At 73.0% G+C, this 9,852-nt stretch carries 10 protein-coding genes; 5 read left to right on the forward strand and 5 right to left on the reverse strand.

Annotated elements, in window-relative coordinates; all coding sequences use genetic code 11:
• Nucleotides 1-15: 15 nt before the first annotated feature.
• The 3 genes from ACTIDRAF_RS0217340 to ACTIDRAF_RS0217350 all read right to left on the reverse strand — a co-directional run bounded on the left by ACTIDRAF_RS0217340 (nucleotide 16) and on the right by ACTIDRAF_RS0217350 (nucleotide 3,104).
• Nucleotides 16-534 carry a methylated-DNA--[protein]-cysteine S-methyltransferase gene (locus ACTIDRAF_RS0217340; RefSeq protein ID WP_016699990.1) on the reverse strand — a complete coding sequence of 173 codons (519 nt, stop codon included), beginning with the start codon at nucleotides 532-534 and terminating at the stop codon, nucleotides 16-18.
• Nucleotides 535-593: 59 nt separating this feature from the next.
• Nucleotides 594-2,063, reverse strand: a complete 1,470-nt coding sequence (locus ACTIDRAF_RS0217345) for an AlkA N-terminal domain-containing protein (protein WP_016699991.1) — start codon at nucleotides 2,061-2,063, stop codon at nucleotides 594-596.
• 96 nt (nucleotides 2,064-2,159) lie between these two features.
• Nucleotides 2,160-3,104: a hydrogen peroxide-inducible genes activator gene (locus tag ACTIDRAF_RS0217350; RefSeq protein WP_016699992.1), complete on the reverse strand. Its 945-nt coding sequence runs from the start codon at nucleotides 3,102-3,104 to the stop codon at nucleotides 2,160-2,162.
• 93 nt (nucleotides 3,105-3,197) lie between these two features.
• On the opposite strand from ACTIDRAF_RS0217350, the gene ACTIDRAF_RS0217355 reads away from it, so the two are divergent.
• Together ACTIDRAF_RS0217355 and ACTIDRAF_RS0217360 are read left to right on the forward strand one after the other, a co-directional pair.
• On the forward strand, nucleotides 3,198-3,749 hold the full coding sequence (locus ACTIDRAF_RS0217355; protein WP_016699993.1) for a peroxiredoxin: 552 nt from the start codon (nucleotides 3,198-3,200) through the stop codon (nucleotides 3,747-3,749).
• Nucleotides 3,749-4,285 (forward strand): alkyl hydroperoxide reductase, encoded by a 537-nt coding sequence (locus ACTIDRAF_RS0217360; RefSeq protein WP_016699994.1) that lies wholly within the window; start codon nucleotides 3,749-3,751, stop codon nucleotides 4,283-4,285. Before ACTIDRAF_RS0217355 ends, ACTIDRAF_RS0217360 begins: the two co-directional genes overlap by 1 nt.
• Nucleotides 4,286-4,406: 121 nt before the next feature.
• On the opposite strand, the gene ACTIDRAF_RS0217365 is transcribed toward ACTIDRAF_RS0217360, so the two are convergent.
• Both ACTIDRAF_RS0217365 and alr read right to left on the reverse strand, forming a co-directional pair.
• Complete coding sequence (locus tag ACTIDRAF_RS0217365; protein ID WP_039787880.1) at nucleotides 4,407-5,489, reverse strand: D-alanine--D-alanine ligase family protein; 1,083 nt, start codon at nucleotides 5,487-5,489, stop codon at nucleotides 4,407-4,409.
• Nucleotides 5,482-6,654, reverse strand: a complete 1,173-nt coding sequence (gene alr / locus ACTIDRAF_RS0217370; protein ID WP_016699996.1) for an alanine racemase — start codon at nucleotides 6,652-6,654, stop codon at nucleotides 5,482-5,484. The genes ACTIDRAF_RS0217365 and alr overlap by 8 nt, the downstream gene beginning before the upstream one ends.
• A 247-nt stretch (nucleotides 6,655-6,901) precedes the next feature.
• On the opposite strand from alr, the gene ACTIDRAF_RS0217375 reads away from it, so the two are divergent.
• From ACTIDRAF_RS0217375 to ACTIDRAF_RS0217385, 3 genes are all read left to right on the forward strand, one after another.
• On the forward strand, nucleotides 6,902-7,582 hold the full coding sequence (locus ACTIDRAF_RS0217375) for a response regulator transcription factor (protein WP_026066211.1): 681 nt from the start codon (nucleotides 6,902-6,904) through the stop codon (nucleotides 7,580-7,582).
• Nucleotides 7,579-9,042 carry a sensor histidine kinase gene (locus tag ACTIDRAF_RS35380; protein ID WP_016699998.1) on the forward strand — a complete coding sequence of 488 codons (1,464 nt, stop codon included), beginning with the start codon at nucleotides 7,579-7,581 and terminating at the stop codon, nucleotides 9,040-9,042. The genes ACTIDRAF_RS0217375 and ACTIDRAF_RS35380 overlap by 4 nt, the downstream gene beginning before the upstream one ends.
• Nucleotides 9,043-9,252: 210 nt before the next feature.
• The gene (locus ACTIDRAF_RS0217385) at nucleotides 9,253-9,813 is read left to right on the forward strand and encodes a DUF4352 domain-containing protein (protein ID WP_016699999.1); all 561 of its coding nucleotides are present in this window, start codon (nucleotides 9,253-9,255) and stop codon (nucleotides 9,811-9,813) included.
• The last annotated feature ends 39 nt before the right edge of the window (nucleotides 9,814-9,852 follow it).

Here is a 9,852-nt window from a genome sequence, read left to right on the forward strand (position 1 = left end):
GGGGCCGCCCCCGCCTCAGAGCAGGGCCCGGCCGCTCACCCGCCGTTCCAGGTCGAGGAGGGTGCGTTTGCGCTCCACGCCCCCGGCGTAGCCGGTGAGGCTGCCGGTGGAACCCACCACCCGGTGGCAGGGCACGATGACGCTGATCGGGTTCCGGCCGTTGGCCAGGCCGACGGCCCGCGACGCGGAGGGGCGGCCCATCCTCGCCGCCAGGTCGCCGTAGGAGACCGTCTCCCCGTAGGGGATGTCGCGGAGCTGGGCCCAGACCTGCTTCTGGAAGGGGGTTCCGTGCGGCGCCAACGGCAGGTCGAAGTCCGTGCGTTCCCCGGCGAAGTACTCCGCCAGCTGCCGGGCGGCCTCGTCGAACCCGGTGTCGTCCTGTGCTCCGAAGGTGGCACGGTCGGGGCGGTGGCGGTGCTCCTCCATGTAGACGCCAGCCAGCACGCCGCCGGTCGCGACCAGGGTCAGCGGTCCGATCGGGCTGTCGACGACGGTGTGGGTTCGACGCCCGTCGGGCGTCGTCGCGGTGCTCATGTCGAACTCTCCTGCCAACGTCGTTCTCTCGATGGTCCGCCCCGGTGGGCGGGGACTGCTCAGCCGGGTAACCGGTTCATCAGGTGGTGGGTGGTGGACCACAGGTACTGCACGGCGTAGGCGCGCCAGGGCCGCCAGGCCCCGGCGCGGCGGGTGAGCGCCCCCGGGGTGTGCGGCAGCCCCAGGGCCCTGGTCGCGTGCCGGACACCCAGGTCGGTGGCGACGAAGGCGTCGGGGTCGCCGAGCGCCCGCATCGCGATGGTCTCCACGGTCCAGTCCCCCAGCCCCGGCAGGGGCCGGAGCTCGGCGCGGGCCCGGTCCCAGTCCGCGCCCGGACCGAGGTCCAGGTCCCCCGCCGCCAACCGGGCCACCAGGGTGGTCAGGGTGGCGCGCCGGGCCCTGGGCAGGGCGAGGCTCTCGGGGTCGAGACCGGCCAGGGCCTCCGGTGCGGGGAAGAGGTGGGTGAGGCCGCCGTGGGGTTCGGGCAACGGCTCCCCGTGGGCGGCGACCAGCCGACCGGCGTGGGTGCGGGCGGCCGCCGTGGAGACCTGCTGGCCGAGGACGGCGCGGACGGCGAACTCCGCGCCGTCCGCCGCACGGGGAACCCGGCGTCCCGGGTTCGCCCGGACCAGCGGGGCCAGCGCGGGGTCGGCGGTGAGCAGCTCGTCGACCGCGACCGGGTCGGCGTCGAGGTCCAGCAGCCACCGGCACCGGTTGATCGCGGCGGGCAGGTCGCGCAGGTCGGAGAGGGTGAGCCGGCACCCGATGTGGTCGCTTTCCGGGCGCAGGGCCACCACGGCCGGTCCGTGGGGGAGTCGCAGGGCGCGGTGGAACGCGCCGTCGCGCCACTCCTCGACGCCGGGAACGGCGGTGACCGCGAGGTGGCCGAACAGGTTGTCCGGGGTGAACGGCCTCCGGAACGGCAACCGCACCGCCAGGGTCCCCGGCGTCCGGGGCGGCGCTCCGCCGCGCACCCGCGACCGCAGTTCGCTCGGGGTGAGACCGAAGACCGTCCGCACGGTGTCGTTGAACGAGCGGACACTGGCGAAGCCGGCGGCGAAGGCGACGTCGGCCATCCGCAGGCTGGACGTCTCGACCAGCAGGCGCGCGGTCTGCGCCCGCTGGGCCCTGGCCAGGGCCAGCGGACCGGCGCCGACCTCGGCCACCAGTTGCCGCTCGACGTGGCGGGCCCCGTAGCCGAGTCGCGCGGCCAGGCCGGGCACACCGTCCCGGTCCACCACGCCGTCGGCGATGAGCCGCATCGCCCTGGCCACCAGATCGGCCCGTTCGTTCCACTCCGGGGAGCCGGGGCTGGCGTCCGGACGGCACCGCTTGCACGCCCGGAACCCCGCCTGCTGCGCCGAGGCGGCACTGGGGTGGAAGCTCATGTTCTCCGGTTTGGGCGGTACCACCGGGCAGCTGGGCCGGCAGTAGATGCCGGTGGTGAGCACCGCCGTGTAGAACCACCCGTCGAAGCGGGCGTCCCTGGACCGCACCGCTCGCACGCACCGGTCGCGGTCGAGAAGCATGCGACCAGCATGCCCCAGTTCAGGCCACCGCTCTGGCAGGAATCCGACCTCACCCTCCGGTGGTCCCGGCGCCGGGCAGCACCACGAGGTCAGGCCTCAGGCCCGGTCGGGGGCGAGCCGCACCGGCATCCGCCGGGCCCGCACCGCACGCCGCAGCTCGTGGGCGATCGCGGTGAACTCGGCCTCCCGGCCGGCGCTGTCCCGGTACACCAGCCCGATCCGGCGTCCCGGCTTCGGGGAGGCGAACCGGCTGACCCGCAGCTGGTTGCGGCGGGTCTCCAGGCTCACCGCGCTCGCCGGCAACAGCGTCACCCCCATCCCCGCCGCCACCAGCTGCACCAGGGTGGTGAGGCTGGTCGCCCTGGCCGCCGTCTCCACGCCCGTACCCACCTCGCGGCACACGTCGAGGGCCTGGTCGCGCAGGCAGTGCCCCTCCTCCAGGAGCAGCACGTCCAGCTCCCGCAGCGCCTGCCGGGAGATCACCTGCCCCTCCGCCAGCGGGTGGTCCTTCGGGGTGACCAGCACGAAGTCCTCGGCGTAGAGGAGGACGGCGGTCAGGTTGCGGTCGACCACCGGCAGCGCGAGCACGGCGAGGTCCAGCCGCCCGGTGGTCGCGCCGTCCAGCAGCGGCGCTGTCCGCTCCTCGTGGACCTCGACCTCCAGGTCGGGGAAGGCGCGGCGGAGGGCCGGCAGCGCGACGGGCAGCAGGTAGGGGGCGACGGTGGGGATGATGCCCAGCCGCAGGCGGCCGGTGAAGGGGCGGCTGAACACCGCGACCTCCGCCACGAGGGCGTCCATCGCGTCCAGCACGGCTCGGGCGCGGGGCACCAGCAGCTCACCGGTCGCGGTGAGCATCACCCGCCGTGTGGTGCGTTCCACAAGCCGCGCGCCCAGTGCCTCCTCGCAGGCGGCGATCGCGGCCGAGAGGGTGGGCTGGGTCACGCCGAGCGCGGAGGCCGCCGCTCTGAAGTGCAGGAACTCCGCGACGGCGAGGAACGCCCTGAGCTGTGCCAGGCTCGGCGCGCGCTCATTGATCGACATGGCCGATCAGTGTAGGTGGGCGGCTCGATTTCCCCTATCAATGCTGGCGGAGCAAGGTGGTGGCGCATTCGGACCAACACGACAGGAGAGAACGTGCTCACCGTTGGCCAGCAGTTTCCCGAGTACGCGCTGACCGCGTGCGTGTCCCTCGACGCCGACAAGGCGTTCGAGACGATCGACGAGAAGTCGTACCAGGGCAAGTGGCGGGTCGTCTTCTTCTGGCCGAAGGACTTCACCTTCGTCTGCCCGACCGAGATCGCCACCTTCGGCCGGCTGAACGAGGAGTTCGCCGACCGTGACGCCCAGGTGCTCGGTGTCTCCGTGGACTCCGAGTTCGTGCACCACGCCTGGCGGAAGAACCACGCCGACCTGCGGGACCTGCCCTTCCCGATGCTCAGCGACATCAAGCGGGAGCTCTCCGAGGCCTGCGGCGTGCTCGGTGACGACGGTGTCGCCCAGCGGGCCACCTTCATCGTCGACCCCGACAACGAGATCCAGTTCGTCATGGTGACGGCCGGCTCCGTCGGCCGGAACGTGGAGGAGGTGCTGCGGGTGCTGGACGCCCTCCAGACCGACGAGCTGTGCCCCTGCAACTGGAACAAGGGCGAGGACACCCTCGACGCCGCGAAGCTGTTGGACGCCTGATGTCGCTGGACGCACTGAAGAGCGCGCTGCCCGCCTACGCCAAGGACACCAAGCTGAACCTCGGTTCGGTGATCGGCACCTCCACGCTGCCCAAGCAGCAGCTGTGGGGCACCGTGCTGGCCGTGGCGATCGCCTGCCGCAACGAGCAGGTGCTGCGGGAACTGGAACCCGAGGCCAGGGAGCACCTGTCCGAGGAAGCGCTGAACGCCGCCAAGGCCGCCGCCTCGATCATGGCGATGAACAACATCTACTACCGGTCGAAGCACCTGATCGGCGACGCCGAGTACAACAACCTGCCAGCGCGGCTGCGCATGCAGGTCATCGGCAACCCCGGTGTGGACAAGGTGGACTTCGAGCTGTGGTCGTTGGCGGTCAGCGCCATCACCGGCTGCGGCGTCTGCCTGGAGTCGCACGAGAAGACGCTGCGCAAGTCGGACCTGCCCCGGGAGACCATCCACGAGGCGCTCCGGATCGCGGCCGTGGTGCACGCCACCGCCGTGACGCTGGACGCGGAGCGGGTGCTCGCCGGGGTGTGACCCCCGACCCGCGCCCCGCTTGACCAGGGCCCGGCCCTCATTCCCCACCCCGTGGGAAGTGGAGGCCGGGCCCTCACCGCGTACGCGGCCCGCAGCCGGTCGGCGCGCCCCTCGCGGCAGGTCAGGCCCCGCCGGATGCGGCGACGACCGGTGCCCGCCGCGCCAACGCCGCCTCGACCATCACCGCCAGCAACTCCGCGTAGGACAACCCGGCCGCCCGCCACATCAGCGGGTACTGGGACGCCGAGGTGAACCCGGGAAAGGTGTTGACCTCGTTGACCACCAGTTCCCCGTCGGCGCGCAGGAAGACGTCCACCCGCAGCAACCCGGCGCAGTCCAAGGCCTCGAACACCGCCACCGCGAGCCGGCGCAGGCGCTCGGCGGTCACGTCGTCCAGCGCGGCCGGCACGTCGAAGACGGTGCCCACGGAACCGTCGTACTTGGCCTCGTAGTCGAAGAACCGCTGGTCCCCGGCGACCCTGATCTCCAGCGGTGGGCTGACCTCCAGGGTGCCGTCCGCGCGCTGGAGCACGCCCACATCGATCTCCCGGCCGGGTACCGCCCCCTCGACCAGCACCTTCCCGTCGCTCTCCCGCGCGGTGGCCAGCGCCGCCGGCAGCTGGGCGAGGTCGTCCACCCTGGACACCCCGAGGCTGGAGCCGGCGCGGGCTGGTTTGACGAACAACGGCAACCCGAGCGGGGCCAGCTCCTCCGGCCGGGGGCGCTGCCCCGGGCGCAGCACCAGACCCGGCGCGACGGGGAGCCCCGCCGAGGCCAGCACGGTCTTGGTGTGTTCCTTGTCCATGCCCACCGCACTGGCCAACACCCCGTTGCCGACGAACGGGATGCCGTAGAGCGCCAGCATCGACTGGATCGTCCCGTCCTCCCCGAACGGGCCGTGCAACGCGGGGAACACGACGTCGACGTCCCCCAGCCGGCGCAGCGCCTCCGTCATGCTCAACGCGGGGGTCGGTCCGGGAGAGCGCCACACGTCCTCGGCCGCCGCGCGGGCACCGGTGGCGGCGGGTTCGGGTTCGTCCTCCTCGATCCACCACCCCCCGTCCCGGTCGATCAGCACCGGAACCACCTGGTGGCGGTCCCGGTCGAGGTGGGTGAGGATGCTCGCGGCGGACTGGCGGGACACCGCGTGTTCCCCGCTGCGGCCGCCGTAGACCACGGCGACCCTGGTTCTCGGCTCAGACAAGGGACAACTCCTCCAGTTCCCGGGATGCTCGTGCCCCACCGAGGTAGCGCCGGGGTATGCGCGCGCCGATGCCGGTGAGGATCTCGTGCGGGTTGGTCTCCGCCCAGGCCGCCCACTCGGCCGCCGTGGGCTCGCCGTCGTCCCCCGGGCCGAGCACCAGCACCTCGTCGCCGAGGTTGGCCTCGTCCCGGCCGAGGTCGAGGACCAGCTGGTCCATCGCGACGAGACCGGCGACGGGACGTCGCCGGCCCGCCAGCAGGGCCGCACCCCGGTTGCTGGCCAGCCGGGGCACCCCGTCGGCGAACCCGACGGGCACGAGGGCGAGCGTGCTCTCCCCCACCGTCCGGTAGCGGTGCTCGTAGGAGACGCCCTCCCCGGCGGGCACCTTCTTCACCAGCACCGCCCTGGACCGCAAGGTCATCGCCGGCCGCAGGCCGGTGACCCGCCCGGCGACCGGCTCCACCCCGTACAGGGCGATGCCGACCCGCACGAGGTCGTAGTGGGTGGTGGGCTCGCTCAGGGTGGCCGCCGAGTTCGCGAGGTGGCGCAGCTCCGGGTCGAGCCCCGCGTCCCGGGCCTCCCGCAGGGCCGACTCGAAGGCCCGCACCTGCGCGGCGACCGGCGGGGACACGGCGGGCACCCCGGCCGCCCCCAGGTGGGACCAGACACCGCGCACCACCAGCCGTCCCCGGCGCTGCTGCCGCACCGCCCGGTCGAGCAGGGCGCGCCACGCCGTGTGGTCCGCGCCCCCTCGGCGGAGCCCGGTGTCGACCTTCAGGTGGACGGACGCGCGGACTCCCACCCGGGTGGCGCACTCGGCGACCCGCTCCAGGTGCGCGGCGGAGGAGACACCCAGGTCGACACCGGCCAGGATCGCCGGCTCGAAGTCCTCGTCGTGCGCGTGCAGCCAGCTGAGCACCGGCGCCGTCACACCCGACTCCCGCAGCCGCAGCGCCTCGGCGTTCGTGGCGACCCCCAACCAGGTCGCGCCCGCGTCGAGCACGGTCCGGGCCACCGGTGGCATCCCGTGCCCGAAGGCGTCCGCCTTCACCACCGCCAGCACCGGGGCCGTCGCGCGGGCGGCGAGCACCTCGGTGTTGTGGGCGATCGCGTCGAGGTCCACCGTGGCCTCGGCCAGGCCACCCCGTGCGGTCCAACTCGTCATCGTTCCGTCCTCGGGTCGTCTCCCCGCCCACGCTAGGAACGGCGTGTGCCAGGACTGTGACCGTTTCTCGACCGTTCCTCACCGGTGCCCCCACCCGGCCGGCCGCGAGGCCGGGACGCACCCGGTCGTCACCGCTGGTCAGCAGCTGATCACCGGCCGGGAGGGCGGTCCGGGGTCGTATACCGTGACGACCGCGTCCGAGGTGGTGCGGACATCGGCGGAAGCGGACGACGGGGAGCGGCGAGCGGTGGCCCGGCTGTTACTGGTGGAGGACGACGACGCGCTGGCTGAGGCGCTCACCCTGGCCCTGCGGGACCTGGGGCACGAAGTGGTCGCGGCCGGCAGCGGCGAGGGCGGGCTGGAACTGCTGGCCCTCGGGGAACCCGTCGACCTGCTGCTGGTGGACGTCATGCTGCCCGGCATCGACGGCTTCGAGGTGTGCCGTCGGGTGCGGGCGCGCAGCACGCTGCCGATCATCCTGCTCACCGCACGGGGCGACCCGATCGACGTCGTCGCCGGCCTGGAGTGCGGCGCGGACGACTACGTCGTCAAACCGGTCGAGCCCCGCGTGCTCGACGCCAGGATCAAGGCGGTGCTGCGGCGCAGCGCCAGCACACCGGGCCAGGAGGTCGTCCGGATCGGCGACGTGACCATCGACCGCGCCGCGATGGTGGTGACCCGCGAGGGCCACGAGCTGAACCTGACCTCGACGGAACTGCGGCTGTTGCTGGAGTTCGCCGACCACTCCGGCCAGGTGCTCACCCGGCAGGTCCTGCTCCGCCGGGTGTGGGACTACGGGTACGTCGGCGACTCCCGGATCGTGGACGCGGCCGTGTCCCGGCTCCGGTCGAAGATCGAACGCGACCCGGCCAACCCGGAACTCGTGTTGACCGTCCGCGGCCTCGGGTACCGGCTGGCGAAACCGTGACCACCCCCCGCGACTGGTCGCTCGGGCTGCGCACGAGGATCGCGGCGAGCATCGTGCTCCTCACCGTCGCGGCGAGTGCCGGCGTCGGTTTCGCCTCCTACCGGGTGCAGGCCGACGACAGCACCGAACGCTTCGTGCTCGCGGCCGACGCCTCCTTCCAGTCCACGATCAACCACCTGCGCACCGAGGAGGAGCTCTACGGGGAGGGGCGGGTGGCGGTGCTCGCCGAGGAGATGGACCGCTGGGCGGGTGTGGGCTGGAGCGCCGTCGACCTCGGTAGCCCGCCGGTGTCCTGGCCACCGGCGGAGGGCGAACCGTCCGGTGGCGTTTACTCGGCGACCGCCGGCGACCCACAGCACCGGGATGCTCCGGTTCCGGCGGAGCTCGTCCGCGAGGCTGTCGTCGGCGCCGCGCCGGCGGTTCAACGGGACCCGCACCGCTCCGGATGGCTGCTGGTCGCCGGTGAGGTCACCCCCGGCCTGGTCCTCGTGCAGCACTACGGCATGCACCGCCTGGACGTCGAACTGTCCCGGCTCCGCCACCAGCTCGCCGCGATCTCCGCCGTCGTCGCGTTCCTGGCGACGGTGGCCGCGATCCTGGCGGCCAACCAGGTGTCCCGACCGCTGCGGACGGCCGCGGAGGCCGCACGGCGGTTCGGGGAGGGCGACCTGGGCACCAGGCTCCCCGTCGCGGGCCGGGACGACCTGGCCGACCTCGCCACCGCGTTCAACGCGATGGCCGAGCGGTTGAGCCACTCGATCACGGACCTGCGGGCCAAGGACGAGCAGCAGCGGAGGTTCGTGTCGGACGTGACCCACGACCTGCGCACGCCCCTGGCGTCGATGGTGGCGGCGGCGGACAGCCTGAACAGCATGGACGGCGCATCGCGGGCGCGGGCGGCGGAGCTGCTGGCCGTGCAGAGCAGGCGGCTGGCGAGGCTGGTGGAGGACCTGCTGGAGATCTCCCGGTTCGACGCGGGTGCGGTCGAGGTGCTCCGGGAGCCGGTGGACCTGGCGGAGCTGGTCGGCGACGCCGTGGCACTCGCCGCTCCCGACGTCGACACCTCGGTTCGGGTGGTCGGTGACGTCCTCGTGACCGGGGACGCCCGCCGGCTGCACACGATCGTGCGGAACCTGCTGACCAACGCCGTGACGCACGGCGCCGAACCGGTGGCCGTCACCGTCGACGGCACCGACTCCGGCACGGTGCTGGTGCGGGTGGCCGACAGCGGACCCGGTGTCCCCGAGGACCTGGTGCCCATCGTGTTCGACCGATTCGTCCGGGGCGACTCCTCGCGACGGGTCACCGAGGGCAGCGGGCTCGGTCTGTCCATCGCCGCCCAGAACACGGTGGCCCACGGCGGGCACCTCGCCGTCCACAACGCGGGCGGCGCCGTGTTCACCGTCACCCTGCCGAGGGGAGAGCCACCGCCGACGTCACGGGGTGACGACGAAGCGTGAGCCCGCGCGATGGCGCGTTCGGCCTCGACCAAGGACCTGAGGAATCGCTGACCCGCCCAACAGTTCTGCGGACCGGAAAGCAGGAGCTGTCTCACTCAGGACTCCGAACTGTCTCGGTTCAGCCACGGCCCGCCGGAACCCGGCTCGAACGCGAGACGAATTCCGATACTTCGGATAACCCAGACACCAGTTGTGAGGATGAAAGACACCGTGCGTACCCGACTGACTCCCGTCATCTCCGCCGTCGCCGCGCTGGCCCTGCTCGCGGGCTGCGGCAGCTCGGACGAGGACACCACACCCGAGACCACCGCCGAGCAGACCGCCGAGGAGGGGGCGGACCAGGCCGAGGAGGCCGCCGCCGAGGAGCCAGCCGGTAACCCCACCTGGGGCGACACCCACGACTTCGACGGGCTGCTGGTCACCTTCTCGGAGCCGAGGGAGCACGAGCCGAGCGACTACCTCATCCAGGAGCTCGACGGCGGCCGGGTCGTGGCCTTCGACATCACCGTGGAGAACGGCAAGGACGAGGTCTACGACGGAGCGCTGTTCCACACCCAGGCCACCTCTGGTGGACGGCCCACCGAGGAGCTCTTCGACAGCGGCGGCGGTCTGGACGGCACGGCGATGGGCTTCGGCAGCGTCCCCGCCGGTGAAACCCTCACCGTGAGCGCGGGCTGGATCATCCCCGAGGGCAGCAGCGACCTGCGGCTCGAGGTCGCGCCGGAGCTGTTCAGCGACGGCGACCCGGTCTTCTTCGAGGGCGAGGTCTGAGCCTCCCCCGGCCGCGGGGAGGCGGGCACCACCCCGCCT

The organism is Actinoalloteichus spitiensis RMV-1378, from assembly GCF_000239155.1.
In the GTDB taxonomy this organism is placed as follows: Bacteria; Actinomycetota; Actinomycetes; order Mycobacteriales; family Pseudonocardiaceae; genus Actinoalloteichus_B; species Actinoalloteichus_B spitiensis.